This is a genomic window from Pseudomonas sp. UBA5568, from assembly GCF_002425525.1.
In the GTDB taxonomy this organism is placed as follows: domain Bacteria; phylum Pseudomonadota; class Gammaproteobacteria; order Pseudomonadales; family Pseudomonadaceae; genus Aquipseudomonas; species Aquipseudomonas fulva.
Map to the genome: position 1 here is coordinate 1 of NZ_DIMK01000043.1, position 25,878 is coordinate 25,878.

The 25,878-nt window shown below is 62.1% G+C and carries 25 protein-coding genes and 2 pseudogenes; 19 read left to right on the top strand and 8 right to left on the bottom strand.

Translation table 11 applies throughout. The annotated features are described in order from the left end of the window. Positions 1-1,020, top strand: a 1,020-nt coding sequence (locus B2S33_RS13325; protein WP_288650465.1) for a dihydroorotase, incomplete at its 5' end; no start/stop codon positions are given. A 296-nt stretch (positions 1,021-1,316) separates the two neighbouring features. Here the strand turns inward: B2S33_RS13325 and B2S33_RS21625 are convergent. Then, positions 1,317-1,556 carry a helix-turn-helix domain-containing protein gene (locus B2S33_RS21625; protein ID WP_128610992.1) on the bottom strand — a complete coding sequence of 80 codons (240 nt, stop codon included), beginning with the start codon at positions 1,554-1,556 and terminating at the stop codon, positions 1,317-1,319. A gap of 105 nt (positions 1,557-1,661) precedes the next feature. Further along, positions 1,662-2,531 carry a DMT family transporter gene (locus B2S33_RS13330; RefSeq protein WP_242810018.1) on the bottom strand — a complete coding sequence of 290 codons (870 nt, stop codon included), beginning with the start codon at positions 2,529-2,531 and terminating at the stop codon, positions 1,662-1,664. 869 nt (positions 2,532-3,400) lie between these two features. Here B2S33_RS13330 and hslV point away from each other — a divergent pair. From hslV to phaZ, 5 genes are all read left to right on the top strand, one after another. Continuing rightward, positions 3,401-3,931, top strand: coding sequence for an ATP-dependent protease subunit HslV (hslV, locus tag B2S33_RS13335; RefSeq protein WP_023533032.1), 531 nt, complete (start codon positions 3,401-3,403; stop codon positions 3,929-3,931). Between the two features lie 75 nt (positions 3,932-4,006). Further along, a complete protein-coding gene (gene hslU / locus B2S33_RS13340) occupies positions 4,007-5,350 on the top strand; it encodes an ATP-dependent protease ATPase subunit HslU (protein WP_023533050.1) in 1,344 nt (447 codons plus the stop codon). Positions 5,351-5,484: 134 nt separating this feature from the next. Beyond that, positions 5,485-5,862, top strand: coding sequence for a gamma-butyrobetaine hydroxylase-like domain-containing protein (locus B2S33_RS13345; protein ID WP_023532890.1), 378 nt, complete (start codon positions 5,485-5,487; stop codon positions 5,860-5,862). A 259-nt stretch (positions 5,863-6,121) separates the two neighbouring features. Continuing rightward, the gene (phaC, locus tag B2S33_RS13350) at positions 6,122-7,798 is read left to right on the top strand and encodes a class II poly(R)-hydroxyalkanoic acid synthase (protein WP_288650467.1); all 1,677 of its coding nucleotides are present in this window, start codon (positions 6,122-6,124) and stop codon (positions 7,796-7,798) included. A gap of 62 nt (positions 7,799-7,860) precedes the next feature. Continuing rightward, the gene (phaZ, locus tag B2S33_RS13355) at positions 7,861-8,673 is read left to right on the top strand and encodes a poly(3-hydroxyalkanoate) depolymerase (protein ID WP_110606969.1); all 813 of its coding nucleotides are present in this window, start codon (positions 7,861-7,863) and stop codon (positions 8,671-8,673) included. A 54-nt stretch (positions 8,674-8,727) separates the two neighbouring features. On the opposite strand, the gene B2S33_RS13360 is transcribed toward phaZ, so the two are convergent. Further along, a complete protein-coding gene (locus tag B2S33_RS13360) occupies positions 8,728-9,003 on the bottom strand; it encodes a polyhydroxyalkanoic acid system family protein (RefSeq protein WP_288650469.1) in 276 nt (91 codons plus the stop codon). A 124-nt stretch (positions 9,004-9,127) separates the two neighbouring features. On the opposite strand from B2S33_RS13360, the gene ubiE reads away from it, so the two are divergent. From ubiE to B2S33_RS21645, 13 genes and pseudogenes are all read left to right on the top strand, one after another. Next, positions 9,128-9,898, top strand: coding sequence for a bifunctional demethylmenaquinone methyltransferase/2-methoxy-6-polyprenyl-1,4-benzoquinol methylase UbiE (gene ubiE, locus B2S33_RS13365; protein ID WP_027914043.1), 771 nt, complete (start codon positions 9,128-9,130; stop codon positions 9,896-9,898). After that, positions 9,898-10,521 carry a ubiquinone biosynthesis accessory factor UbiJ gene (locus B2S33_RS13370; protein WP_027914044.1) on the top strand — a complete coding sequence of 208 codons (624 nt, stop codon included), beginning with the start codon at positions 9,898-9,900 and terminating at the stop codon, positions 10,519-10,521. Before ubiE ends, B2S33_RS13370 begins: the two co-directional genes overlap by 1 nt. Further along, on the top strand, positions 10,518-12,134 hold the full coding sequence (gene ubiB / locus B2S33_RS13375; protein ID WP_027914045.1) for a ubiquinone biosynthesis regulatory protein kinase UbiB: 1,617 nt from the start codon (positions 10,518-10,520) through the stop codon (positions 12,132-12,134). Before B2S33_RS13370 ends, ubiB begins: the two co-directional genes overlap by 4 nt. A 72-nt stretch (positions 12,135-12,206) precedes the next feature. Next, positions 12,207-12,599: a phosphoribosyl-AMP cyclohydrolase gene (hisI, locus tag B2S33_RS13380; protein ID WP_023533064.1), complete on the top strand. Its 393-nt coding sequence runs from the start codon at positions 12,207-12,209 to the stop codon at positions 12,597-12,599. Between the two features lies 1 nt (position 12,600). Continuing rightward, positions 12,601-12,936, top strand: coding sequence for a phosphoribosyl-ATP diphosphatase (locus tag B2S33_RS13385; RefSeq protein ID WP_023532983.1), 336 nt, complete (start codon positions 12,601-12,603; stop codon positions 12,934-12,936). A gap of 54 nt (positions 12,937-12,990) precedes the next feature. Next, positions 12,991-13,272: a twin-arginine translocase TatA/TatE family subunit gene (locus B2S33_RS13390; protein WP_027914046.1), complete on the top strand. Its 282-nt coding sequence runs from the start codon at positions 12,991-12,993 to the stop codon at positions 13,270-13,272. A gap of 3 nt (positions 13,273-13,275) precedes the next feature. Beyond that, the gene (tatB, locus tag B2S33_RS13395; protein ID WP_027914047.1) at positions 13,276-13,653 is read left to right on the top strand and encodes a Sec-independent protein translocase protein TatB; all 378 of its coding nucleotides are present in this window, start codon (positions 13,276-13,278) and stop codon (positions 13,651-13,653) included. Continuing rightward, positions 13,650-14,435, top strand: a complete 786-nt coding sequence (tatC, locus tag B2S33_RS13400) for a twin-arginine translocase subunit TatC (RefSeq protein ID WP_027914048.1) — start codon at positions 13,650-13,652, stop codon at positions 14,433-14,435. Before tatB ends, tatC begins: the two co-directional genes overlap by 4 nt. After that, the gene (locus B2S33_RS13405; protein ID WP_028687261.1) at positions 14,432-15,139 is read left to right on the top strand and encodes a 16S rRNA (uracil(1498)-N(3))-methyltransferase; all 708 of its coding nucleotides are present in this window, start codon (positions 14,432-14,434) and stop codon (positions 15,137-15,139) included. The genes tatC and B2S33_RS13405 overlap by 4 nt, the downstream gene beginning before the upstream one ends. Positions 15,140-15,353: 214 nt before the next feature. Further along, positions 15,354-16,298: pseudogene (locus B2S33_RS21630) on the top strand (methyl-accepting chemotaxis protein); the annotation flags it as partial. Then, positions 16,290-17,153 (top strand): methyl-accepting chemotaxis protein, encoded by an 864-nt coding sequence (locus tag B2S33_RS21635; protein ID WP_371259661.1) that lies wholly within the window; start codon positions 16,290-16,292, stop codon positions 17,151-17,153. The pseudogene B2S33_RS21630 and the gene B2S33_RS21635, both read left to right, overlap by 9 nt. 256 nt (positions 17,154-17,409) lie before the next feature. Continuing rightward, a pseudogene (locus B2S33_RS21640) lies at positions 17,410-18,450 on the top strand (methyl-accepting chemotaxis protein); the annotation flags it as partial. Between the two features lie 198 nt (positions 18,451-18,648). Further along, positions 18,649-19,353 (top strand): methyl-accepting chemotaxis protein, encoded by a 705-nt coding sequence (locus B2S33_RS21645; protein ID WP_371259662.1) that lies wholly within the window; start codon positions 18,649-18,651, stop codon positions 19,351-19,353. A 69-nt stretch (positions 19,354-19,422) separates the two neighbouring features. Here B2S33_RS21645 and B2S33_RS13420 read toward each other — a convergent pair whose 3' ends face one another. The 5 genes from B2S33_RS13420 to B2S33_RS13440 form a co-directional block, all read right to left on the bottom strand. After that, positions 19,423-20,157, bottom strand: coding sequence for an amino acid ABC transporter ATP-binding protein (locus B2S33_RS13420; RefSeq protein ID WP_027914052.1), 735 nt, complete (start codon positions 20,155-20,157; stop codon positions 19,423-19,425). After that, positions 20,150-21,112: an amino acid ABC transporter permease gene (locus B2S33_RS13425; protein ID WP_027914053.1), complete on the bottom strand. Its 963-nt coding sequence runs from the start codon at positions 21,110-21,112 to the stop codon at positions 20,150-20,152. Before B2S33_RS13425 ends, B2S33_RS13420 begins: the two co-directional genes overlap by 8 nt. Positions 21,113-21,285: 173 nt before the next feature. Then, positions 21,286-22,086, bottom strand: coding sequence for a transporter substrate-binding domain-containing protein (locus B2S33_RS13430; protein ID WP_023533017.1), 801 nt, complete (start codon positions 22,084-22,086; stop codon positions 21,286-21,288). A gap of 288 nt (positions 22,087-22,374) precedes the next feature. Further along, entirely contained in the window at positions 22,375-24,948 is a 2,574-nt protein-coding gene (gene mdoH / locus B2S33_RS13435; protein WP_027914054.1) for a glucans biosynthesis glucosyltransferase MdoH, read from the bottom strand. Beyond that, a partial coding sequence (locus B2S33_RS13440; RefSeq protein WP_288650472.1) for a glucan biosynthesis protein occupies positions 24,941-25,878 on the bottom strand: 938 nt, incomplete at its 5' end. The genes B2S33_RS13440 and mdoH, both read right to left, overlap by 8 nt.

Consider the following 25,878-nt stretch of genomic DNA (forward strand, 5'->3'; position numbering starts at 1 on the left):
GGCGGCGTGACCAGCCTGTGCTGCCCGCCGCAGACCCGCCCGGCCCTGGACACCTCGGCAGTGGCCGAGCTGATCCTGGACCGCGCCCGCGAGGCGGGCAACAGCAAGGTCTACCCGATTGGTGCGCTGACCAAGGGCCTGGAGGGGGAGCAGCTGGCCGAACTGGTAGGCCTGCGCGACACCGGCTGCGTCGCTTTTGGCAATGGCCTTAAGGAAATACCCAACAACCGCACTTTGGCCCGTGCGCTGGAATACGCCGCCACGTTCGACCTGACGGTGGTGTTCCACTCCCAGGACCGCGACCTGGCCCAGGGCGGCCTTGCCCACGAAGGGGCCATGGCCAGCTTCCTGGGTTTGCCCGGCATCCCTGAAACTGCCGAAACCGTGGCCTTGGCGCGCAACCTGCTGCTGGTGGAGCAGACAGGTGTTCGCGCTCACTTCACCCAGATCACCAGCGCCCGTGGCGCCAGGTTGATCGCCCAGGCGCAAAGCCTTGGCCTGCCGGTGACTGCCGATGTCGCGTTGTACCAGCTGATCCTGACCGACGAATCGCTGCGTGAATTTTCCAGCCTGTACCACGTGCAACCGCCACTGCGTAGCGCTGCCGACCGCGATGGCCTGCGCGAGGCGGTGAAAACCGGCGTGATCCAGGCGATCGCCAGCCATCACCAGCCTCATGAGCGCGATGCCAAGCTGGCCCCGTTCGGCGCCACGGAGCCGGGTATCAGCAGCGTGGAAGTGTTGCTGCCATTGGCCATGACGCTGGTACAGGATGGCTTGCTCGACCTGCCCACGTTGCTGGCGCGCCTGACCTGCGGTCCTGCTGGAGCGATGCGGCTGCCGGCTGGCCAGTTGCAGGTGGGGGCAGCGGCTGACCTGGTGGTATTCGATCCACAGGCCTCGACCGTGGCGGGTGAGCATTGGTACTCCCGTGGCGACAACTGCCCGTTCATCGGGCACTGCCTGCCGGGTGCTGTGCGCTATACGTTGGTCGATGGGCGCGTCTGTCACGAGGCGTGAGCGAGGTAGGCCGGTCAACGGGCTGCGGGGCGGTTTAGGGCTTCAGCTTCGCAGCTTGTATCGTTGGCACAGCCGTTATGGCTCACCGCTCCTGAGGGACAGAAGAAGTCCGACGCGCCCACATTGGAAATGAGCTGAACATTGACATCCGGAGATTGCTCTAGAAACCCCGGGATTGGTTGATGACATCTTCCATGCAATGAGCGGGACACCGCGATACGAATAAGCCCTTGCGGGCTTTCGAGAAAGCCTTCCTTCAACCTAAATACATTGGCCGAAGATTCCAGCAACTCTTTTCAGTGCGAATATATTTGCGCGCCCTCGGCATTAACCTTCAACCTACACGTACTGCGTTCCAGCAATCGAATCGAAAAGGCGTTCTCAAGCTTGGACACTTGCTTGCTGACTGCCGGTGCGGTCAAACTTAGACGGGCCGATGCATGAACAAAACTCCCCGTTTCTACAACAATTGCAAAAGCCGCCATGCAGGGCAACTTATCCACATGGCTTTTCGGTAGGTAGCCTCGATAGTCCATTATTAGGACCACTCCTGTCTACAGCCCAACAACGAAAACATAAGCCCTTGGCATTGCCCGCAAAAGTCCAAAAATCGCCGCCATCGTCTGCACCGTCGAAAAACTTCAACCATAAAGATGCAGAAGCACAGCCCCTAACAACACCAGACTGATCCCGCCAAGCTGAATGACCGACAGCCGCTCGCGGTAAAAGAAATACCCCAGAACTGCGGCAATACCGCCCGACAGGGTGCTGATCACGGTAACAACAGAAACCGAACCACTGAGTGCTCCCCAGGAAAAAGCGGAGAATCCCCCTAGGTTGAACAGGCTGGCGCCACATAGGGAGCCAAAGGTCTTGAACCTGATCGTTGCGAGGTGCCGCAGCAGCCTGAAAGCCTCAGGAATGAGCAAAATGACCCCCACTGCATAGCCCAGCGCCAGCATGTTCACCGGCCCCAGAGCCGGCAAGGCAAACTTGCCCTGGATCCAGAAGCTCATGCCGTAAAGCATGGCCGCCAGCAAAGCGAACCCTACTGAGGTCGTGCTGGTGGTCTTGCGTTCGAAATCACCTCCATGATCACTGCGACTGGCCAGTAAAACCCCAAAGAAGCAAACGAAAATACCACTCACCTGCCAGACTGACAGGGCATCACCGCTCAGCCACGCCAACAGTGTGGTAAAAACGCCATAGGAGGTGACCAAAGGTGCTACAACTGCAGTTTTGCCGATAGCAAAAGATTTCGACAGCGCGAGTGCTCCCACCACGGTACACAAAGAAGCAACTACCCCCATCCCTATCGCACGCCAGGGCGAAGAAATGAGCTTTTCCCACTGACTGGTTGAAATTACAACAATCATGCCCATTAATAAGAGCCCTAAAAACTGCCCGAAAAACACCGCCCGCTTTACCCCAACCGCTCGAGCGTTAACGCCAACCAAAAAATCTGTCGTCCCCCAACATACCGCCGCTAACAACCCCATTAATACGTCCAAAGCAGCCTTCCTTATTATGAGTGCTCCTAGGCTTCTCCAGACGATAATCGGACTTACGCCAAAAATCAAACACCTCTACGCGACGGCGCTTTATCCACAACGGCATTCCTGCCAGAACACTTACTCAAAAGCGAAATTAACGGATTAGTTAACACTGTCGAAGCAAAGGCCAGCATCAACAGAACACTGTAGGAACTTTCAGACAACACTCCCACCTGAAGTCCTACACTAAGTAATACTAATTCCACGAGCCCTTTCGTGTTCATCAACACCCCAACCTCAATGGAATAAACTGATTTCAATCCATATATTCTTGCACCGATATATGAGCCCAGCACCTTGCCCCCCGTACCCCCTAGTAGGAATCACAACAGCCACTGCCGAAGGGCTCGTTCAAAGTGCTCAGCGAAACCTGGATACCCGAGCAGGCAAAGAAGATCGGGGTAAGAAACAGATGAGCAAATCTGCCGATCCATCGACGTCATGCATGCTCCATCGAGAACAGGTCGTGAAACACTTACGCCGTCATGACCGCACCGATAGCCTGGTGGAAACCGAGCATCGCGGTAACCTGTGCTGATAACAGACAGTAAAAAAGCCAATTGCGACACGGGAGCGTTCACTCTGCGCAGTGTGGCTAGTCCGGTTTCTCAGCCATACCGCGGCCCCAACGATACGGGCTACGGAACCAAAATCCTGGGCTGCTGTGTACCCCATCTCAGCGTTTCTCAGAATTTGGGCAATACCCCGTTACTGATCCCGCACCCGCTCCCCCTCGAACCGTTCATCCACCGCGGTTGAAATCCCGTCCTGCACCCCCATATGAGTTTGCAACAGGCATTTTCGCCCCGCTGCGTGGAGACTCTCTCTTGACCACCATCGTTTCAGTCCGCCGCAATGGCAAAGTCGTCATGGGCGGCGACGGCCAGGTATCCCTCGGCAACACCGTGATGAAAGGCAACGCCAAGAAAGTGCGTCGCCTGTACCACGGTCAGGTCATCGCGGGCTTTGCCGGCGCCACTGCCGATGCCTTCACCCTGTTCGAACGCTTCGAAGGCCAACTGGAGAAACACCAGGGCCACCTGATCCGCGCGGCCGTGGAACTGGCCAAGGAATGGCGTACCGACCGCTCCCTGAGCCGCCTCGAAGCCATGCTGGCGGTGGCCAACAAGGACGCCTCGCTGATCATCACCGGCAACGGTGACGTGGTCGAGCCCGAAGACGGCCTGATCGCCATGGGTTCCGGCGGCGCCTACGCCCAGGCCGCAGCCCGTGCACTGCTGAACAAGACCGACCTCTCGGCCCGCGAAATCGCCGAGACCGCGCTGAACATCGCCGGTGACATCTGCGTGTTCACCAACCACAACCTGACCATCGAGGAGCAGGACCTGGCCGAGTGATCAGCTGCTTTGGCGCCCCGTCTCGGTGACGGGGCTTTTCCACGCTGAATCATTCGTACGAGGACCCTATTGATCATGTCCATGACCCCCCGCGAGATCGTCCACGAGCTCAACCGTCACATCATCGGCCAGGACGACGCCAAGCGCGCCGTGGCCATCGCCCTGCGCAACCGCTGGCGCCGTATGCAGCTCCCTGCCGAGCTGCGCGCCGAAGTGACGCCCAAGAACATCCTGATGATCGGCCCCACCGGCGTGGGCAAGACCGAGATCGCCCGGCGCCTGGCCAAGCTGGCCAATGCCCCGTTCCTCAAGGTCGAAGCCACCAAGTTCACTGAAGTGGGCTATGTGGGCCGCGATGTGGAATCCATCATCCGCGACCTGGCCGACGCTGCTCTGAAGATGCTGCGTGAGCAGGAAATCATCCGTGTGCGCCACCGCGCCGAGGATGCCGCCGAAGAGCGCATCCTCGACGCCCTGCTGCCACCGGCACGGGCCAGCAGCTTCAGCGAGGAAGCCGCCCAGACCAGTTCCGATTCCAATACCCGCCAGCTGTTCCGCAAGCGCCTGCGCGAAGGCCAGCTGGACGACAAGGAAATCGAAATCGAGGTGGCCGATGCCGTGGGCGTCGAAATCGCCGCGCCCCCTGGCATGGAAGAAATGACCAACCAGTTGCAGAGCCTGTTCGCCAACATGGGCAAGGGCAAACGCAAGTCGCGCAAGCTGAAGGTTCGCGAAGCGCTGAAAATGGTGCGCGACGAAGAAGCCGGTCGCCTGGTCAATGAAGAAGAGCTCAAGGCCAAGGCGCTGGAAGCGGTCGAACAGCACGGCATCGTGTTCATCGATGAGATCGACAAGGTCGCCAAGCGCGGCAATGTCGGCGGCGCCGATGTCTCCCGTGAGGGTGTACAGCGCGACCTGCTGCCGCTGATCGAAGGCTGCACGGTCAACACCAAGCTGGGCATGGTCAAGACCGACCACATCCTGTTCATCGCCTCGGGCGCGTTCCACTTGAGCAAGCCGAGCGACTTGGTGCCTGAGCTGCAAGGTCGTCTGCCGATCCGCGTGGAACTCAAGGCCCTGACCCCGGAAGATTTCCAGCGCATCCTGCGCGAGCCGCATGCCTCGCTGACCGAACAGTACCAGGCACTGCTCAAGACCGAAGGGCTGAACATCGAGTTCGTCGAGGATGGCATCAAGCGTTTGGCCGAAATCGCCTACCAGGTCAACGAGAAAACCGAGAACATCGGTGCCCGTCGCCTGCACACCTTGCTTGAGCGCCTGCTCGAAGAGGTGTCGTTCAGCGCCGGCGACCTGGCCAGTGCCCATGACGAAGCGCCGATCCAGATCGACGCAGCCTATGTGAACAGCCACCTGGGCGAGCTGGCCCAGAACGAAGACCTGTCCCGCTACATCCTGTAACGGGCCCGCGCCAGGCTGCAAGCGCCCCGTGCGACGCTTGCAGCCTGGCGAAACAGGTTTTTTGCTCAAGAAGCTGGCGAGCATTTCGTGCAGCGGGTAGCGTGCGGTGTGTAACTCAAACAGAGATCACGCCCATGGCTCGCATGCCTACCGCCATCAACCTGCACAAAGCCTCCAAGACCCTGCGCCTCACCTATGGGCCCGATGAGGTCTACCACCTGCCCGCCGAATTCCTGCGCGTGCACTCCCCCTCGGCCGAAGTCCAGGGGCACGGCAACCCCATCCTGCAGTTTGGCAAGGTCAACGTCGGCCTCGTCGGGCTGGAACCGGCTGGGCAATACGCCCTGAAACTCACCTTCGACGATGGCCATGACAGTGGTCTGTTCACCTGGGAATACCTGGAACAGTTGTGTCTGCGTCAGGACGTGTTGTGGGCCGAATACCTTGAGGCACTGCACAAGGCCGGCAAGACGCGAGACCCTTCGGAATCCGTGGTCAAGCTGATGCTTTAACTGTTCTCCTGGCAAACGCCTTCGCCCGCCATGCCGACCCAACTGACAGTGATAAGGAACATACGACAGCGCCAGGTTGCTTCGCGCCTGAAACTCGGGTAACCAGTAGAGGTGGCCATTTACCAGCATGGCGCGGCAGGCGCCTGATCGCCCGTAGCAGTGCAGGACGTGGTCACGGATTACCCGAGTAGCGGTATCGGGGACACGTCGGTGCACCCCTCGGCAGCCGGTACTCGTCTCAGACAACGGAGCGTCGCGGATGAGTAACAAAAACAATGAAGATCAGCAGCAGGCCCCGCAACGCGCCGCGGGCCTGAACCCGATGGTCGGCGTTCAACGCAAGGACCTGTTGGGCACGGCCCAGACCGTGCTGCGCCAGGCCGTACGCCAGCCCTTGCACAGTGCCAAGCACGCGCTTGCCTTCGGGCTCGAACTGAAGAATGTGGTGCTGGGCAAATCGAGCCTCGCCCCTGCCAGCGATGACCGCCGCTTCAGCGACCCGACCTGGTCACAGAACCCGCTTTACCGACGCTACCTGCAAGGCTACCTGGCATGGCGTAACGAACTCCAGGCGTGGATCAGCAGCAGTGACCTGCCCCCTGAGGACATCAGCCGTGGGCAGTTCGTCATCCAGCTCATGACCGAAGCATTGGCGCCTACCAACAACCTGTCCAATCCTGCCGCACTCAAGCGTTTCTTCGAGACCGGCGGCAAAAGCGTGCTTGATGGCCTGTCGAACCTGGCCAGGGATGTGGTCCACAACGGCGGCATGCCCCGCCAGGTGAACATGGATGCTTTCGAGGTGGGCAAGGACCTGGGCAGCAGTCGCGGCGCGGTCGTGTACCGTAACGAGGTGCTGGAATTGATCCAGTACAGCCCCCTCACCGAGCAGGTGCATGAACGGCCATTACTGGTGGTGCCCCCACAGATCAACAAGTTCTACATCTTTGATCTGTGCCCGCAAAAAAGCCTGATGCGCTTCTGCCTGGACGCCCGCCAACAGACCTTCATGGTCAGCTGGCGCAACCCGACCAGGGCGCAGCGCGATTGGGACTTGTCCACCTATGTGCGAGCACTGGGCGAGGCAGTGGACGCCGTGCTGAGCATCACCGGCAGTGCGACCCTGAACATGCTCGGTGCATGCTCAGGGGGCATCACCTGCACCGCGCTGCTGGGCCACCTTGCGGCGCGCCATGAAACCAAGGTCAATGCCTTGACCTTGCTGGTCAGCGTGCTGGACGCCACGCTCGACAACGCGCTGGCGTTGTTCGTCGACGACCAGGCGCTGGATGCGGCCAAGCGTCAATCCCAGCAGGCGGGGGTGCTCGAGGGCAGCGATCTGGCCCGGCTGTTTGCCTGGATGCGTCCCAACGACCTGATCTGGAACTACTGGGTCAACAATTACCTGCTCGGCAACGAGCCGCCAGCGTTCGACATCCTGTACTGGAACAACGACACCACGCGCTTGCCCGCCGCATTCCATGCCGACCTGATCGAGATGTACAGGGGCAATCCGCTCACCCGTCCCGGTGGCATCACCGTTTGCGGTACCGCCATCGACCTCAAGCAGGTCAAGTGCGATCTCTTCAGCGTGGCGGGCAATGCCGACCATATTACGCCCTGGCAGGCTTGCTACCGCTCGGCGCGACTGTTCGGCGGCAAGGTCGAGTTCGTGCTCTCCAACAGCGGGCACATCCAGAGCATCATCAACCCGCCAGGCAACCCGAAGGCGCGCTTTCAGGCCGGAGGTAGCCAGCATGACGATCCGCTGGCGTGGCAAGAGGACGCCGTCAGGCATGTCGATTCATGGTGGCTGCACTGGCAGGGCTGGCTGGTCGAGCGGGCCGGGGCATTGATCGAGGCGCCGGGCCACCTGGGGTGTCCCAGTCATCCTGCAGCCGAGTCTGCGCCAGGCCGCTACGTGCACCAGCGTTGAACCCCTGCGCCGTGGCCACCTGCGCGGTGCCAAGGCGTTTACCTGTTCCAGGAGCCATGCGCATGCCGTCATCCTACGTGTTCAAAACGGTCGAGCTCGATGGCCTGTCCATCCGTACCGTCGTGCGGCCAGGTCAGTCGACCCTGGCGCCCTTGCTGATCTTCAACGGCATCGGGGCCAACTTCGAGCTGATATTTCCGTTCATCGAGGCACTGGACCCCGACCTGCAGGTCATCGCCTTCGATGCCCCGGGTGTGGGCGGTTCATCCACGCCGCAGCGGCCCTATCGGTTTTCAGGGCTTGCCCGGCTCGCCGCTCGGCTGCTCGACGCGCTAAATTACGGCCAGGTCAACGTCATCGGTGTGTCGTGGGGAGGTGGGCTGGCTCAGCAATTCGCCCATGACTACCCGCAGCGCTGCCGAAAACTCATCCTGGCCGCCACGGCGGCAGGGGCGGTGATGGTGCCTGGCAAGCCCAAGGTGCTGTGGAGCATGGCCAGCCCCCGCCGGTACGTAGACCCGGCGCATGTCATGCGCATCGCGCCGCTGGTGTATGGCGGCGGGTTTCGCCGGGATCCGCACCTGGCGCTAAAGCACGCGGCCACGGCACGCTCGGCTGGCAAGCTGGGTTATTACTGGCAACTGTTCGCAGCAGTTGGCTGGACCAGCATCCACTGGCTGCACAAGCTCCGCCAGCCCACCCTGGTGCTGGCCGGGGATGACGATCCGTTGATTCCGCTGGTGAACATGCGTCTGCTGGCCTGGCGTATTCCCAACGCGCAGTTGCACATCATCGATGATGGTCATCTGTTTCTGATCACCCGGCCGCACGCCATCGCGCCGGTCATCATGAAATTTCTTGCCGAGCCCACCTGAAACGCCCCGTTCGCCATCACTCGGCGAACCGGGCCGAATGGCCGGTGTCCAGATTCAGGCAAGCGCCTTGTCCAGCGCCCGTTCGATTTCGCCCCTGATGGTGCCGCTCATCATCGACATCATCATGCCGAGCTTGAGATCGACACGGATGCTGTCCTGGCCGATGTGCACGCTGCCGTTCGCACCGCTGCGTGCCACATCGACGCGGTCGCCATCCCATGAGGCCTTGAGGTCATACTCGCGGCTGAGGCGATCCACCAGCGCCTGGGCCTTGGCACGGGCGGCGTCGCGCCCAAGGGTGTGTTTGCGTTCGACGCTGATCTGGGTCATGCGGGTGTTCCTGAACATGTAGACATAATCGACATTATGCCCGCCCCCGCCTGGCGGTACACCCCGCCAAGACAAATCCGCTCGTTCGCCCTAGAATGGCGTCAATTAATTTCGGTGAAGCGATATGAACGACCAGCGCAAAGGCGACCACGCCGAACCCACGACCCATTTTGGCTACCAGGACGTGCCTGAGAGCCAGAAGGCGCGCAAAGTCGCCGAAGTGTTCCACTCGGTGGCGGCCAAATACGACCTGATGAACGACGTGCTGTCCGGCGGCATGCACCGCCTGTGGAAGCGCTTCACCATCGAGCTGTCGGGCGTTCGCAGCGGCAACCGTGTGCTCGACATCGCCGGCGGCACGGGCGACCTGGCAGCCAAGTTCGCGCGCCTGGTGGGCCCGACCGGGCACGTGGTGCTGGCCGACATCAACGAGTCCATGCTCAAGGTCGGCCGCGACCGCCTGCTGGACCGTGGCGTGGCCGGCAACATCGAGTTCGTCCAGGCCGACGCTGAGAAGCTGCCGTTTCCGGACAACCATTTCGATTGCGTGACCATCGCCTTCGGCCTGCGCAACGTCACCCACAAGGAAGACGCCATTCGTTCCATGCTGCGCGTGCTCAAGCCGGGCGGCCGCCTGCTGGTGCTGGAGTTCTCCAAGCCGACCAACAAGCTGATGTCCAAGGCCTACGACGCCTATTCGTTCGCCTTCATGCCCCTGGCCGGCAAGCTCATCACCAACGACTCCGAGAGCTACCGCTACCTGGCCGAATCGATCCGCATGCACCCTGACCAGGAAACCCTCAAGGCCATGATGGTGCAAGCCGGGTTCGACCGGGTGACCTACCACAACATGACCAGCGGCATCGTGGCCGTGCACCGGGGGATCAAGCCCTGATGCTCATGGCCGGTCTGCTCGCCAGCGCCGAACATGGCCTGAACCGCGTCCTGCGCATGGACAGCACGGCATTGCCAAGGCTGGCGGCGCTGGAAGGCAAGGTCATCGAGATCGACTGCCGCCAACCGGCCATGCAGGTCTTCATCCTGCCCGACGAACAGGGCCTGATGCTGGCCAGTGCCTGGGAAGGCGAGGTCGACTGTCGACTGCGTGCACCGGCAGCGAGCCTGGCGCACCTGGCGTTATCGCGGGACAAGACAGCAGTCCTGCACAGCCCACAGGTGCAATTGCATGGCGACACCGCGGCTCTGCTCGATCTGTTCGGCATTCTCCAGGACCTCGAGCTGGACTGGGAGCATGAGCTGCAGAAGTGGCTGGGCCCGGTGCCCACGTCCCTGATCGCAGGGCACATTCGCCTGCGCACCCGCTGGACCCGCCAAGGCCTGGCGCGCTTGAGCCAGAGCCTGTCCGAGTACCTGGCGGAAGAATCGCGTACGCTGGTAGGCAAGCGCGAAGCCGAGGCCGCCTTCAGCGAACTCGATGCCATGAAGGTCGATACAGAACGCCTCGAGGCGCGCATCCTGCGCCTTTCCCGATCCCTTGATTCCAGCGATAACGCATGAAGCTGCTCGCCTTCCGCCGCCTTTTCCGCATCCAGCGCGTCGTCATCCGCTACCGGCTCGATGACCTGCTGTTCGACTACCCTCTGCCCTGGTGGTTGATGAGCCTGCGCCTGCTGTTGCCGTGGCGCTGGCTGCCGCGTCGGGCCTCCGAGCTGAGCCGCGGTGCGCGGTTGCGCATGGCGCTGCAGGACCTGGGGCCTATCTTCATCAAGTTCGGCCAGCTGCTGTCTACCCGGCGCGACTTGCTGCCCACAGATATTGCCGACGAACTGATGCTGCTGCAGGACCGCGTACCGCCGTTCGATCCGCAGAAGGCCGTGGCGCTGATCGAAGCCCAGCTTGGGGCCAAGGTGAGTGAGGTGTTCAGCCGCTTCGACGTGGAGCCCCTGGCATCCGCATCGGTGGCGCAAGTGCACGCTGCACGCCTGAAAAGCGGTGAAGAAGTGGTGGTCAAGGTGGTCCGACCGGGGCTCAAGCCGATCATCGCTGCCGACATCGCCTGGCTGTTCCTGATCGCCAAGGGCGCCGAACGCATCTCTGCCGATGCACGCCGCCTGCACCCGGTGGACGTTGTCGGCGATTACGAAAAAACCATCTACGACGAACTCGACCTGCTTCGCGAGGCGGCCAATGCCAGCCAGCTGCGGCGCAATTTCGAGGATTCCGAGCTGATGTACGTGCCCCAGGTCTACTGGGACTGGTGCCGGCCGAAAGTGCTGGTGATGGAGCGTATCTATGGCGTACCGGTGACCGACATGGCCACCCTCGCCGATCAGCGCACCGACATGAAGATGCTGGCCGAACGCGGCGTCGAAGTGTTCTTCATGCAGGTGTTTCGCGACAGCTTCTTCCACGCCGACATGCACCCGGGCAACATCTTCGTGAGCACGGTCAAGCCGTGGAGCCCCAAATACATTGCCATCGACTGCGGCATCGTCGGCAGCCTTACAGATGAAGACCAGGATTACCTAGCGCGCAACCTGATTGCCTTCTTCAAGCGCGACTATCGCCGCGTCGCCCAGCTGCACATCGACTCGGGCTGGGTGCCGGCCAATACCAAGGTCAATGAGTTCGAAGCGGCCATTCGCACCGTGTGCGAGCCGATCTTCGAAAAACCCCTCAAGGACATTTCCTTCGGCCAGGTGCTGATGCGCCTGTTCCAGACCGCGCGCCGCTTCAACATGGAAGTGCAACCTCAACTGGTGCTGCTGCAGAAGACCCTGCTCAACATCGAAGGCCTGGGGCGTCAGCTGTACCCCGAGCTGGACCTGTGGAGCACGGCCAAGCCTTATCTTGAGCGCTGGATGCGTCAGCGCATGAGCCCCAAGGCGTTGCTGGGCAACCTGCACAGCCAGGCTGAGCAGTTGCCTCACCTGGCCAACATGACCCGGGACTTGCTCGAACGCCTGTCGCAACCGCACCTGCACGACCCCAAGATGCCCGAGCGCCGACATGGCGATCATTGGGCCCTGCGCCTGCTCGGTGCCGGCTTGCTGGGCGGGGGCGTGATCCTGGGCGGTGTCGCCCTGCAGGCCGGTAGCCTGGCGGCAGCGACTGCGTGGCCGGCCTGGTTGATGCTGGCCGCAGGCCTTTACCTGATCGTGCGCCAATAGCCAGCCGCGCCCGTGGCTGGCACACTAGCGCAAAAGGCCCGCGACGCAGACGGGCCCGTTTTGGAGTCGACGATGAAAGACTGGCTGGACGAGATCAAGTGGAACAGCGATGGCCTGGTGCCTGCCATCGCCCAGGACCACAAGACCGGACGCGTGCTGATGATGGCGTGGATGAACCGTGAAGCACTGGCGTTGACCGCTGCTGAGCAACGCGCCATCTATTGGTCGCGCTCGCGTGGCAAACTGTGGCGCAAGGGCGAAGAGTCGGGCCATGTGCAAAAGCTTCACGAAATGCGCCTGGACTGCGACGCCGACGTGATCATCCTCATGGTCGAACAGGTGGGCCACATTGCCTGCCATACCGGCCGGGAAAGCTGCTTCTACCGCGTCTATTCGAATGGCCAATGGGCCACCGTCGACCCGGTTCTGAAAGACCCGCACGCCATCTACGACGCAGGACACTGACATGAGCGACACCCTCAACCGGCTGGCCGCCGTGCTCGAAGAACGCAAGCAGGCAGCGCCGGACAGCTCCTATGTGGCCAGTCTGTACCACAAGGGCCTCAACAAGATTCTGGAAAAGCTCGGCGAAGAGTCGGTCGAAACCATCATTGCCGCCAAGGATGCTGCGCTTAGCAAGGACTGCAGCGACGTCATCTATGAGACGGCCGACCTGTGGTTTCACAGCCTGGTGATGCTCAGCGCCCTGGGTCAGCACCCGCAGGCCGTGCTCGATGAACTCGACCGGCGCTTCGGGTTGTCGGGCCATGACGAAAAAGCCGCCCGCCAGCCTTCGGCCTGATGTATGTTCAGGGCTGACGCCCGGTGACCTTCACACAATTTTCGGGAGTACGAAATGGGTATCTTTGACTGGAAACACTGGATCGTCCTGCTGGTCGTGGTCGTGCTGGTGTTCGGCACCAAGAAGCTGAAGAACCTGGGCAGCGACCTGGGCGAATCGATCAAGGGCTTTCGCAAGGCCATGAACGAAGAGGAAACCAAGCCAGCTGAACCTACCCCTCCTCCGGCCCAGCCCGTACCCCCTGTGCAACCGGTGCACACCACCGCCCAAGCCAGCCAGGGCCACACCATCGAAGGCCAGGCCCAACCGGTCCAAGAGCCGCAGCGGAAAGACTGACTTATGTTCGGCATCAGTTTCAGCGAGCTGCTGCTCGTCGGCCTCGTCGCCCTGCTGGTGCTCGGCCCCGAGCGCCTGCCGGGCGCCGCCCGCACGGCAGGCTTGTGGATCGGTCGGCTCAAACGCAGCTTCAACAGCATCAAGATGGAAGTCGAGCGTGAAATCGGCGCCGATGACATCCGCCGCCAGCTGCACAACGAGCACATCATGCACATGGAAGAGCAGGCCAAGCGCATCCTCAACCCCAATGCGCCGCCTGCCCAGCCTCCGGTGACCACGGCAACCGTGCAGCCGCCTGCCGGCCTGCCAGCCACATCAGCCGAAACCGATGCCACTGCGCACCCTACTCCCGTACCGCCCGAGCCGCCGCGAGCCCCATGAGCGAGAATCCGGAACACGACCAGCCCATGCCGCTGGTTTCGCACTTGACCGAACTGCGCACCCGTTTGCTGCGTTGCGTTGCCGTCATCTTCCTGATCTTTGCCGGGCTGTTTTCCTTCGCCCAGCAGATCTACACCCTGGTCTCGGCGCCGCTGCGTGATCATCTGCCCGCCAATGCGACCATGATTGCCACCGACGTGGCCTCGCCCTTCCTGACGCCGTTCAAGCTGACCATGATCGTTTCGCTGTTCCTGGCGATCCCCTTCATTCTGCAGCAGATCTGGGGTTTCATCGCGCCGGGCCTGTACCGCCATGAAAAGCGCATCGCCATACCGCTGCTGATGTCGAGCATCGTGCTGTTCTACGCCGGCATGGCCTTTGCCTACTTCTTGGTCTTCCCGTTGATCTTCGGCTTCTTCGCCAGCGCAACGCCCGAGGGCGTCTCGATGATGACCGACATCGCCAGCTACCTGGACTTCGTGATGACGCTGTTCTTCGCCTTCGGCGTGGCCTTCGAGATTCCGGTGGCCGTGGTGCTGTTGGTCTGGATTGGCGTGGTCGATGTGAAGTACCTGAAGAAGATCCGCCCCTACGTGATCATTGGCTGCTTCGTGGTCGGCATGGTGCTGACGCCTCCGGACATCTTCTCCCAGACCTTGTTGGCCGTCCCCATGTGGCTGCTGTTCGAGGTCGGCGTGCTGTGCGGCAGCCTGATTCGCAAGCGTGGCAGCGACGAACAGCCTGCCGATGATCAAGACCAACCACCCGCGACGCAGTCGTGAACCTGCTGCTGCTGGAGGAGGCCGATTTCATCGCGGCCGACCGCGTCGTATTGGCTGATCGGCGCTTCGTCCATATGCAGGATGTGCACGGGGTCGCCGTCGGCGACACCCTGCGCGTAGGCCGCATCAACGGCCTGATGGGCCTGGCGACGGTGCAGCGCCTGGAGCGTCATGAAGCCGAGCTTCACGTCAGCTTCGACCAGGCGCCACCGGCCAAGCTGCCGTTGACCCTGGTGCTGGCGGTGCCACGGCCCAAGATGCTGCGCAGGCTGTTCCAGACCGTCGCCACCCTTGGGGTGCCTCGCCTGATCCTGCTCAACAGCTACAAGGTGGAAAAGAGCTTCTGGCAGACCCCCTTCCTTCAGCCCGACGTCATCCGTGAAAACCTGATATTGGGGCTGGAGCAGGCACGTGACACGGTGCTGCCGGAAGTCATCATCGAAAAACGCTTCAAGCCGTTCGTCGAGGACCGTCTGCCCGCCATCGCTGAAGGCACCCTTGGGCTGGTTGGTCACCCAGGTGATTATCCTGCCTGCCCTCGCGCTGTAGAACAGCCAGTCACCCTGGCCATTGGTCCGGAAGGCGGGTGGATCCCCTACGAGGTCGATCTGCTGGGCAAGGCGGGTTTGGCCCCAGTGCAGCTCGGTGCGCGCATCCTGCGTGTGGAAACGGCCGTCACGGCCTTGCTCTCACGCATATTCTGACGAACTGGTCAGCTTTCCCCCATCAAGTTTCCGCTTCCCTGGCCGATGGCATTGGCAACAACAACGAATCGTGCTGCCAAGCCGCCAGGGAGTTTCTATGAATCGATGGTTAGCCCAGCTTTTGGGCAACGTGAGTGTAACCCGCAAACTGGCGCTGGGCTTTGGCCTGGTACTGCTGCTGACGCTGATCATCACCCTGACCGGTTGGCACGGCATGAACAGCATCACAGCCAGGGGTGACAAGCTGGGCAACATCTCGGTCATTCAGCAGTACGCCCAGGAGCTGCGCATTGCACGTCAGCATTATGAGCGCCAGCGCGACGACGCCTCGATCGGTGAGATGGAAAAGGCGCTTGGCACTCTGGATCGTCAGGTTCAGCTGATGCTCGGCCAGATCGACGAACCCGCCGATCACCAGCGACTCGAACAGCAGCGCGATGCAGTAGCGGCCTACCAGCAGGCCTTCGCGCAGCTCAAGCAGGCGAATGTGCGACGCGAGGCCAGCCGCGGCGTGCTGGGGGACAGCGCGGACAAGGCAGTCGAACTGGTAGGACGCGTTCAGCAGCGCCTGCTTCAAGCGGGCGATATCACCCAGTACCAATATGCCGTCACCGTCAACAGCCTGCTCCAGCAAGCGCGATTCCAGGTGCGTGGTTACACCTACAGCGGTAATGCCGATTATCAGCAGACCGCACTCAAGGCCATCGACCAGGCGCTGGACGAGTTGCGAGGGCTGCCCGCCAAGCTGCCTGCCGAATTCGCCGCCGGCCTGACCGACGCCAGTACCGCCATGGGCGGCTACCGCGACGCCGTGATGCAGTTCGGCGAAGCGCAGAGCGCCAGCGCCCAGGCGTTGCAGCAAATGGCCGATCAAGGCGTGACCTTGATGCAGACCAGCCAGGCCATGACCACATCGCAGACCCAGGTGCGTGACACCGCCGCTGCCCAGGCAAAAGCGTTGCTGGGGTTGGCCACTGGCCTGGCCGTCTTGCTGGGCCTGCTGGCGGCCTGGGTGATCACCCGTCAGATCATCCTGCCGCTGCGCGAGGCGCTGCGTGGAGCTGAACGGGTGGCCAACGGCGACCTCACCCTGCATGAACCTTCGTTGCGTAGAGACGAGCTTGGCCAGTTGCAGGCCAGCATGCAGCGCATGACCCAAGGCCTGCGCGAGCTGATTGGCGGCATCGGCGATGGTGTAACCCAGATTGCCAGTGCCGCCGAAGAGCTCTCGGCGGTGACCGAGCAGACCAGCGCAGGCGTTACCAACCAGAAAGTCGAGACAGACCAGGTTGCCACGGCGATGAACCAGATGACAGCGACCGTTCACGACGTGGCACGCAACGCCGAGCAGGCCTCGGAAGCAGCCGTCATGGCCGACCAGCAGGCCCGTGAGGGCGATCGTGTGGTCAGCGAAGCGGTGGCGCAGATTGAGCGGCTGGCCAGCGAGGTGGCCAACTCCAGCGAGGCCATGAGCCAGCTCAAGGGTGAAAGCGACAAGATCGGCAGCGTACTGGATGTGATCAAGTCGGTGGCCCAGCAGACCAACCTGCTGGCGCTCAACGCGGCGATCGAAGCGGCCCGTGCAGGCGAAGCCGGGCGCGGGTTTGCAGTGGTGGCTGACGAGGTGCGCAGCCTGGCACAACGCACACAGCAATCCACCGAGGAGATCGAGGAACTGATCGCCGGTTTGCAAAGCGGCACACAGCGCGCAGCGAGCGTGATGGACAGCAGCCGGCAACTCACCGACAGCACCGTCGAACTGACCCGCCGTGCAGGTAGTTCGCTGGAAAACATCACCCGCACCGTCTCCTCCATCCAGGCGATGAACCAGCAGATCGCCACGGCAGCCGAGGAGCAGACGGCGGTGGCCGAAGAGATCAACCGCAGCGTGATCAACGTACGGGACATTTCCGACCAGACCTCGGCGGCCAGCGAACAGACTGCCAGCTCCAGTGTTGAGCTGGCACGCCTAGGCACTCATTTGCAGGGTTTGGTGAGGCGTTTCAAGCTCTGACGGGCAGGCCTGTCGACACGACCAATGACAGTGCCGGTCAATCGGCGCATTCAGACTGAGGCTGCCACGCAGCCTCTTTGAAAGACGTGCGGTTGCGCTCGAAAGGCTTATGTAACCGTAAAAGATCTGACCATATGGTCCGAATTTTCCTACGCGGGTTTCAGGTCAAGTCCTACAGGTCCTCCGCCGATGGGCAGGGATGGCTTGCACGCATTGCGCGTGCTCTTCATTCCTTCCACTTGCACGGAGAATCCCCATGCTCGGTTACCTCAACCGCAAGCTCGGCAACATCAGCGTCGCCGCCAAGTTGGCCCTCGGTTTCGCCGTGGTCCTGCTGCTCACGCTGGTCACCACGATCAGTGGCTGGCGCGCCCTGGACGGCGCCATCGTTCGTTCGCAGCAACTGAGTGAAATTGGCGAAATCAATGACCTGACCAAGGACCTGCGCGCTGAGCGCATCACGTACCGTGTGCTCGACGATGAGCAGAGCAAAACGCGGATCGGCCGCATCCTCGAGCAATTGAGCAACATGCTGACTACGCTGCAGCAGCGCAGCAATGTCGAAGAGTCACGGCAGATGCTGACCGAAAAACTGGGTTTGCTGCAGCAATTGCGCGATGACTTCGCCGAACTGCAGCGCACTGCCAACAGCCGCACCACCTTGCGCCAGGCCCTGCTCGTTCAGGGGCAGAAACTCAGCACGGCCATCGATGAACTTGAAACCCAGGCCCTGTTGAAGATGCCTGCCGATGGGCAGCAGACCAACGTGCTGGGCATGATGGACACACTGAGCCGGCATGTGGAGAGCGCCAACCAGCAAAGCCTGGTACCGGCCTACACCTTCTCCCCTGTCGAAGACTTCGCCAAAGTCGGTGAAAGCGCCTTGGAGGCCGCAAGTACCAGCCTGGCTCAACTGGTCAAGGGCCTGGCGCCTCTCGGGCTGCCGCGCACGGTGATCGAGCAACCAGGCACCGAATTGGCCCGATACCGCGCGACCCTGGACCAGTACCGCCAGGTCGCCGTCAAGGCCGAGCAACTGCAAAACACGATGGAGCGCCGCGGCGACGAGTTGCGCTCGGTGAGCCTGGAGCTTGGCAAGCGCAAAGTCGAACAACGCGACAGGGAAGCACTGGCCGCCCGCTCGCTGTTGACCACCGTGGCGCTGCTGGCACTAGTGGTCGGTGTGATCGCCGGGTGGCTGATCACATTGCAGATCACCCAACCGCTGCGCCAGACCCTGGATGTGGCGGCACGTATCGCCAAAGGGGACCTGAGCCAGGTCGAACCGGTGCAGCGCCGCGACGAGATGGGCAAGCTCCAGGCCAGCATGCGTGAGATGACGATAAGTTTGCGCGAACTGATCGGCGGCATCGACCACGGTGTCGGGCAACTCTCGCAAGCCGCGTCGCAACTGGCCTCCAGCAGCGAAGACACCAAGGTGCGCATCAGCCAGCAGCGAGAAGAAACCGACCAGGTTGCCACTGCCATGAACCAGATGAGCGCCACGGTCCAGGAGGTGGCGCAGAACGCAGAGCAGGCATCGATGGCCGCCACCAATGCCGACCAACAGGCGCAGGTGGGCGATCAGGTGGTGACCGAAGCGATTGGCCGCATTGAACAGTTGTCCGGGCAGATGGACCATTGCCTGGCAGCCATGCAGCATCTGGCCGGCGAGAGTCAGCGCATCGGCAGTATTCTGGACGTGATCAAGTCGGTCTCCGAACAGACCAACCTGCTGGCACTCAACGCCGCGATCGAGGCGGCGCGGGCGGGTGAAGCCGGGCGGGGCTTCGCGGTAGTGGCCGATGAAGTGCGCGGCCTGGCCCAGCGCACCTCCACCGCCACGGAAGAAATCGGTCAACTGATCGACAGCCTGCACAACGGCACCGACGAAGTCACGCGCTTGCTGGACAGCAGCAAGAACCTCACAGAGCAAAGCGTGGAGTTGAGCCGCAGGGCAGGCGATGCGCTGAGCCAGATCACAGGGACGGTCTCGAGCATCCAGGGCATGAACCAGCAGATTGCCACGGCCAGCGAACAGCAGAGCGTGGTGGCCGAACAGATCAATCGCAGCGTGCTGAATGTGCGTGATGCGTCCGATCAGACCAGTGCAGCCAGCGAACAGACTGCAGCATCGAGTGGGGAGCTGGAGCAGTTGGGGCAGCAACTGCGGGGGATGGTAAGGCGGTTCAACATCTGAGCGCTTGGTTTGGGAGCCCTGTAGCGCACAATCCGAAGGCTACCCACTGCGCGAGGGTAGCCTTCACTTTCAGAGCACTTGCCGCAAAAACGCCTGCGCACGTGGGTCTTTCGGTGCGGCAAAGAATTCCGCGGGCGGCGAGTCTTCCAGCAGCTTGCCATGGTCGAAGAACAGCACGCGGTCGGCCACTTCTCGTGCAAAGCCCATTTCATGGGTGACGCAGACCATGGTCATGCCTTCCAGGGCCAGGGTCTTCATCACATCCAGCACCTCCCCTACCATTTCCGGGTCCAGCGCCGAGGTGGGCTCGTCGAACAGCATCACTTTCGGGTCCATGGCCAACGCGCGGGCAATCGCGACCCGTTGCTGCTGACCGCCCGACAACCGTGACGGATACTCGTTGGCTTTCTCCGCGATCCCCACCTTTTGCAACAAGGCCCGAGCCTTGGCCTCGCGGTCGGCCTTGCTGCGCTTGCGCACCACCTTCTGCGCCAGGCACAGGTTTTCCAGCACGGTCATGTGCGGGAACAGGTTGAAATGCTGGAACACCATGCCGACTTCGCGGCGATAGGCGTTGATATCGGTCTTGGGGTGCGCCAGATCCAGGCCGGCGATGGCCACATGGCCCTCGTCGAAATGCTCCAGGCCGTTGAGGCAACGCAAGAAGGTCGACTTGCCAGAGCCCGAAGGGCCGAGGACCACGACCACTTCGCCTTTTGCCACGTGCGTGGTGACGTTGTCGACCGCCCGTACCACATGGCCACGGGTGTCGAATACCTTGAGCAGGTCACGGACTTCAATCACTTTGCGCAAGCCTCCGCTCGAGCCGGCTGGCAATGTGCGACAGCGGCAGGTTGATCAGCAGGTACAAACCTGCCACGCAGAACCAGATCTCGAAGGTCGAGAACGAGGTGGTGATGGCTTCCCGTCCGCTTTTCGTCAGTTCGGTAATGGCGATCACCGACACCAGCGACGTGTCCTTGACCAGGCTGATGAACTGACCGGCCAGCGGCGGCAGTACACGTTTGAATGCCTGGGGCAGTATCACGTGACGCATCGACTGGCCGGCATTGAGGCCCAGCGAGCGCGCCGCTTCGTTCTGCCCCTTGGCGATGGACTGCACGCCAGCACGCACGATTTCGGCCACATAGGCGCCTGTGAACAGCGCCAGGGCGGCGACACCGGCGAACTCCCGGGACAGGTTCAGGACCGTGCCGATGAAGAAGTAGAAGATGAAGATCTGAACCAGCAACGGCGTACCGCGCACCAGTTCGACATACACGGTCGACAGGTCATGCAGCGTCGGGTTGGTCGACAACCGGCACAGGCCGGCCACCAGCCCGATCACCAGCCCCAGCGCACCGGACACCACCGAAATCCACAGGGTGGTCCACAACCCCCAGGCCAGCGGACCTGCGGCCCAGTGCCGGGTCACGCCAATCTGGTCCCCTTCGGCCACGTCGTCGCCGCGGCTCAGTTGCAGGCTGTCCTTGGCCACGTCCAGGACCTGAAGCTCCCCGCTTTCATCCTTCAGGGTGACGCGGGCTTCATCACCGGAGATGACGATTTCCTGCACGGTGCCATAGTCGGTCGCGCGCTGTACGTCTTCGGCTTGGTAAGCGAAATACTGAGGGACGCGGTTCCAGCGCCACTCGTAGGAAATCATCGAGGTCGCCATGTACAGGCTGACGGCCAGGCCTACCAGGACCAGTGCAGTCAGCCCATGCCAGGGCCACTGGGCCTTCTTGTGTTTGATCACTTTGGATACTCCGGAAAACGGCAGGGGGGCGGCCCCCAAGCGCCCCCCCCCGCCGCCCCCCCCACCCCCCCCACCCCACCCCNNGGCCCGAAAGCCACAAGCCGCAGCCTGTAGCCGACCCCACAAGGTCGGTCACTGGCTACGGCCTGCAGCTTGCGGCCTGAAGTTGCCTTTTATTCCATGTCCTTGAGCCAGTCCTTGTTCTTGAACCACTTGTCGTGAATACGATCGTAGGTCCCGTCATGCTTGATCTGGTGCAGGAAATTGTTGATGAAGTTGATGCTGTCGTAGTCGCCTTTCTTCAGGCCGAAGGCCAGCGGCTCGTAGGTGAAGGGTTCTTCGAGGAACAGCAGCTTGCCAGCACCGGCCTTCTCAACGGCCACTACGTTGTACGGCGCGTCATAGACGAAGGCGTCTGCCTTGCCGTTGACCACATCCATGACCGCTTCCTGCTCATTGTCATAGCCGTGGTACTTGGCTTTGCCGATCAGCTTCTTGGACACCATCTCGCCGGTGGTACCCAGCTTGGAGGTCAGGCGGTACTTCTCGTTGTTCAGGTCCTTGTACGACTTGATCTCGCCGGCCAGGTCCTTGCGGATCAGCAGGGTCTGGCCCACGACGATGAAAGGCTCGCTGAAGTTCAGGCGCAGGTTGCGCTCCTGGGTCAAGGTCATGCCGCTGCCGATCATGTCGAACTTGTCAGTCAGCAGGGCGGGGATGATGCCGTCGTAGGCGGTGGATACCGCTTCGAACTTGACGCCCATCGACTTGGCCATGGCCTTGAGGATGTCGACCTCAAAACCAATGATCTCGCCACGCTTGTTGGTCATCTGGAACGGCATGTAGGTCGGGTCCATGCCCACACGCAGCGTGCCACGCTTGACGGCCTCGTCGATGGCCCCGGCCTGGGCGGCGGACACCGCCACCAGAGCGGTCATGCCCACCAGCAGCCGCGAAAGGTATTTCTTGAACATCACCAAGTCCCCTGAAAGTAGAAGTAGCGCGTTTTCTTATTGGTACGGCCGTGCGGGCCGCCATGAGCTATCGGAGAGGGATGCTAACGCATGGCGCGCTGGCGATATAGCATCGGGGGGGACTTTGTTGGCCTAAATCGGCCCGAAGGGCAAAAGCGTCGCGGGGCGCCCCCCCNNCCCCCCCCCCCGGGGGCGGCCCCCCCCCCGCGGCCCCCCCCCCCCCCGCGCTACCCTGCAAACGTCGGCTGCAGGGTAGGTCGGAACGGGCTGGCCCGCCAATGGCGCAGGTCAGGAGCCTGCGAGTGCCGGTTGACCCTCATGTTCAGGATGCAGCGGCAACAACGGTGAATGCGGGTCGCCCTTGATCGAGGCGCGCCAGGCATCGATCCATGCCGCGTGCTGCTGCGACCATACCTGCTCGTGCAGGCGGGTCAGCGCCACGGGGTCACTCAGCAATGCCAGGCGCGTGCCTAGGTCGAGTCCATGGGGGCCAACTTCCAGAGCTTTGACGATGCGTTCGGCACGCATGGCCTCGATGGGCGCTGCCTGACCGTGCCGGGCAGTGGCCATGGCACACGCCAGAGCATTCTGCCGCGGGTCCACTACCGCGCGCACAAAACCGTCGCGCAGGGCGTGCCAGCGATTCTCGTGGGTGTACTGGTCCGTGGCCAGCAGCTCCTGCGGTGTGGCGTATTCCTCAGGAATCAGGAACAGCTTCTCGTCCTTGGCGGCCAGACCCAGGCGGGTACGGCTGGAAATGACCGAGACCGGAATGGACAGCATCAACGAGCCCACGATCGGCGTCAGCCACCACAGGAAACTGGGGTTCAGCCAGGCTACCAGACCTGCCCATGCCACGCCCAGCAAGGTCTGCGGACCATGACGCTTGACCGCTTCGCTCCAGGGTGTGGAATCGTCGTCGCGCTGCGGGGAGTTCCAGGTGGCGGCCCAGCCCAGGAACGCGGCAAGCACGAAGCGGGTGTGGAAGATCATGCGCACCGGCGCCAGCAACATGGAGAACAGCATTTCCATGAGCATCGACAAGGTGACCTTGATCCGCCCGCCGTACTCGACGGCGCCCTTGGCCCAGATCAGGATGACGCTGAGCAATTTGGGCAGGAACAGCAGCACGATGGTGGTGGAGAACAACGCCACGGCTTTTTCCGGGTGCCATTGAGGCCACAGCGGATACAGCTGGTACGGCTCGATGAAGTACTGGGGCTCCATCAGGGTGTTGGTCGCCAGCAACGCCGTGGACAGCACCAGGAACAGGAACCACAACGGCGCAGACAGGTAGGACATGACACCCGTCAGGAACACGGCACGGTGCACCGGGTGCATGCCCTTGACCAGGAACAGCCGGAAGTTCATCAGGTTGCCATGGCACCAGCGACGGTCGCGCTTGAGTTCGTCGAGCAGGTTGGGCGGCAGTTCTTCGTAGCTGCCCGGCAAGTCATAGGCGATCCATACGCCCCAACCGGCGCGGCGCATGAGCGCGGCTTCGACGAAGTCGTGGGAAAGAATGGCCCCAGCGAACGCACCCTTGCCTGGCAATGGCGCCAATGCGCAGTGTTCGATGAACGGCTTCATGCGAATGATCGCATTGTGCCCCCAGTAGTGCGACTCACCTAGCTGCCAGAAGTGCAGGCCGGCCGTGAACAATGGGCCGTATACGCGCGTGGCGAACTGCTGCATGCGCGCATACAGAGTATCCATGCCCGACGCCTTGGGCCCGGTCTGGATGATGCCGGCATCGGGGTTGGCCTCCATCAGGCGCACCAGGCTGCTCAGGCATTCGCCGCTCATGACGCTGTCGGCGTCCAGCACCACCATGTACTTGTATTCGCTGCCCCAGCGGCGGCAGAAGTCGTCGAGGTTACCACTCTTGCGCTTCACCCGACGCCGGCGACGGCGGTAGAAGATACGGCCGAACCCCTTGGTTTCACGGCACACGTCCAGCCATGCCTGCTGCTCGGCAACGGCAATGTCGGTGTCGTTGGTGTCGCTGAGCACAAAGAAGTCGAAACGGTCCAGGTTACCGCTGGCTGCTACCGACTCGAACGTTGCACGCAGGCCTGCAAACACCCGCGGCACGTCTTCGTTGCAGATCGGCATGACCAGCGCAGTACGTGCATCGGGCGCGATGGGTTCGTTGCCGGCACTGCTGCCGGAAATCTTGTACTTGTCGCGCCCGGTCAGCAGCTCAAGGAAGCCCATCAGGGCAGTCCAGAAGCCGGCCGACACCCAGCAGAACAGAATCCCGAAGAGAATCAGGATGGACGTCTGCAAGGCGTACGGCCATACCTGCACCACCGTATCCCAGATCGGCTGAGCGAAGATTTCGTCCAGATCGACGAACGACCAGCCCTGATAGGGCAGGATGCTCTTCATGTACCAGCCAGCGACCAGTGTCTGCCCGATCATCAGCGCCAGCAGGATGTATCGGCGGATTGAGCCGACAGTGCGCCAGCGGGCCGCCGGCAACTCACGCTTGGGTGGCTGCGGTGCGTTGGTACGCCCGGTCAGGCGCCGCCATACCCGCACCAGCAGGTTGGTACGCCATGGCTCGGGAACGACCTTGGTACGCGTGATGGGCGGCGCGATCTTCAGGCACAGGCGCCCGTTACCGTCCACCCCGAGCATCTCGGCCTCTTCCAGTTCACCCGCGGTGCCGACCGTCAGGCGCGAGCCCACCGAGGCCTGCACGGCCTCGGCTGGGCTGGCGTGCGAGTTGGCCGCCAGGCGCTGGTGCAGCTCACTGAACGATGCGCAATTGGCCAGTTCCGCGCGCTGCTCATCGCTCATTGGAAGGTGGGCCAGGTACTCGCCAAGCGATACCGGCTTTGGGCTCGAGTTACTCATCGGCAGGCAACTGATAGGTCCAGGTTTCGGTCAGCACCTTTTCGGTGGTGGCCGCAGCCTCGGCGGTGGGCGCCGCGTCGGCGGCAGGTTGTTCGGCCTTGGCAGTTTTCTCGGCCTTGGCATGCTTGGCAGACGCCTTGTCCTGCTTGGCGTCCGTGGCAGGCGCTGGAGCCTCTACGGGCACATCGCGCACCAGCGCTGCACGCATTTCGGTCGACTTGTTGGCTTCTTTGACCTTCAGACGCAGCGTCAGGCGCCAGCCCTTGGTTTCAGGGTTGTAGCGCAGGTTGTTCTCGACCACCTCACCGTTGTCGCCCACGCTGATCTGGCTGCGCACCGGGGTGTCTTCAGGCAGGGCGGCAAGTGCCGGGCCCGCGAAGTCGACCAGGAAAGCCACGCTGCCATCAGGCTGGCGGATCAGGTTGGACTGCTTGACGTCGCCAGTGGAGCGCAGGGTCTGCTTGACCCAGCCCAACTCAGGCGCCTGGAACTTGGGTTCGTCGATGGTCCAATGCAGGCGGTAGGCGAACTCGGCCGCCTCGCCAGGCTCGGGCAGCTTTTCCGGGCTCCAGAAAGCAACGATGTTGTCGTTGGTTTCGTCGGCCGTCGGGATTTCCACCAGGTCGACGGAGCCCTTGCCCCAGTCGCCTTTGGGTTCGATCCAGGCACTTGGGCGCTTCTGGTAGTTATCATCCAGGTCTTCATAGTCGCTGAAGGCGCGCTGGCGCTGCATCAGACCGAAGCCGCGCGGGTTCTCGACGCTGAAATTGCTGACCGACAGGTGCTTGGGGTTATTCAGCGGGCGCCACAGCCACTCGCCGTTGCCGGCATGGATGGACAGGCCTTCGGAATCGTGCAACGCAGGACGGTAGTTGAGGACCTTGGACGGCTGGTTCGGACCGAACAGGTACATGCTGGTCAGCGGCGCGA

What these genes read in the sequence shown, in the direction of transcription:
- B2S33_RS21625 (WP_128610992.1), bottom strand. Translation starts at nt 1,556, where the DNA reads ATGGACTATCGAGGCTACCTACCGAAAAGCCATGTGGATAAGTTGCCC.
- ubiB (WP_027914045.1), top strand. Translation starts at nt 10,518, where the DNA reads ATGAAGCTGCTCGCCTTCCGCCGCCTTTTCCGCATCCAGCGCGTCGTC.
- hslU (WP_023533050.1), top strand. Translation starts at nt 4,007, where the DNA reads ATGTCCATGACCCCCCGCGAGATCGTCCACGAGCTCAACCGTCACATC.
- mdoH (WP_027914054.1), bottom strand. Translation starts at nt 24,948, where the DNA reads ATGAGTAACTCGAGCCCAAAGCCGGTATCGCTTGGCGAGTACCTGGCC.
- B2S33_RS21635 (WP_371259661.1), top strand. Translation starts at nt 16,290, where the DNA reads ATGACCCAAGGCCTGCGCGAGCTGATTGGCGGCATCGGCGATGGTGTA.
- phaZ (WP_110606969.1), top strand. Translation starts at nt 7,861, where the DNA reads ATGCCGTCATCCTACGTGTTCAAAACGGTCGAGCTCGATGGCCTGTCC.
- hisI (WP_023533064.1), top strand. Translation starts at nt 12,207, where the DNA reads ATGAAAGACTGGCTGGACGAGATCAAGTGGAACAGCGATGGCCTGGTG.
- B2S33_RS13430 (WP_023533017.1), bottom strand. Translation starts at nt 22,086, where the DNA reads ATGTTCAAGAAATACCTTTCGCGGCTGCTGGTGGGCATGACCGCTCTG.
- tatB (WP_027914047.1), top strand. Translation starts at nt 13,276, where the DNA reads ATGTTCGGCATCAGTTTCAGCGAGCTGCTGCTCGTCGGCCTCGTCGCC.
- tatC (WP_027914048.1), top strand. Translation starts at nt 13,650, where the DNA reads ATGAGCGAGAATCCGGAACACGACCAGCCCATGCCGCTGGTTTCGCAC.
- B2S33_RS13390 (WP_027914046.1), top strand. Translation starts at nt 12,991, where the DNA reads ATGGGTATCTTTGACTGGAAACACTGGATCGTCCTGCTGGTCGTGGTC.
- B2S33_RS13370 (WP_027914044.1), top strand. Translation starts at nt 9,898, where the DNA reads ATGCTCATGGCCGGTCTGCTCGCCAGCGCCGAACATGGCCTGAACCGC.
- phaC (WP_288650467.1), top strand. Translation starts at nt 6,122, where the DNA reads ATGAGTAACAAAAACAATGAAGATCAGCAGCAGGCCCCGCAACGCGCC.
- B2S33_RS21645 (WP_371259662.1), top strand. Translation starts at nt 18,649, where the DNA reads ATGAGCGCCACGGTCCAGGAGGTGGCGCAGAACGCAGAGCAGGCATCG.
- B2S33_RS13360 (WP_288650469.1), bottom strand. Translation starts at nt 9,003, where the DNA reads ATGACCCAGATCAGCGTCGAACGCAAACACACCCTTGGGCGCGACGCC.
- B2S33_RS13385 (WP_023532983.1), top strand. Translation starts at nt 12,601, where the DNA reads ATGAGCGACACCCTCAACCGGCTGGCCGCCGTGCTCGAAGAACGCAAG.
- B2S33_RS13345 (WP_023532890.1), top strand. Translation starts at nt 5,485, where the DNA reads ATGGCTCGCATGCCTACCGCCATCAACCTGCACAAAGCCTCCAAGACC.
- ubiE (WP_027914043.1), top strand. Translation starts at nt 9,128, where the DNA reads ATGAACGACCAGCGCAAAGGCGACCACGCCGAACCCACGACCCATTTT.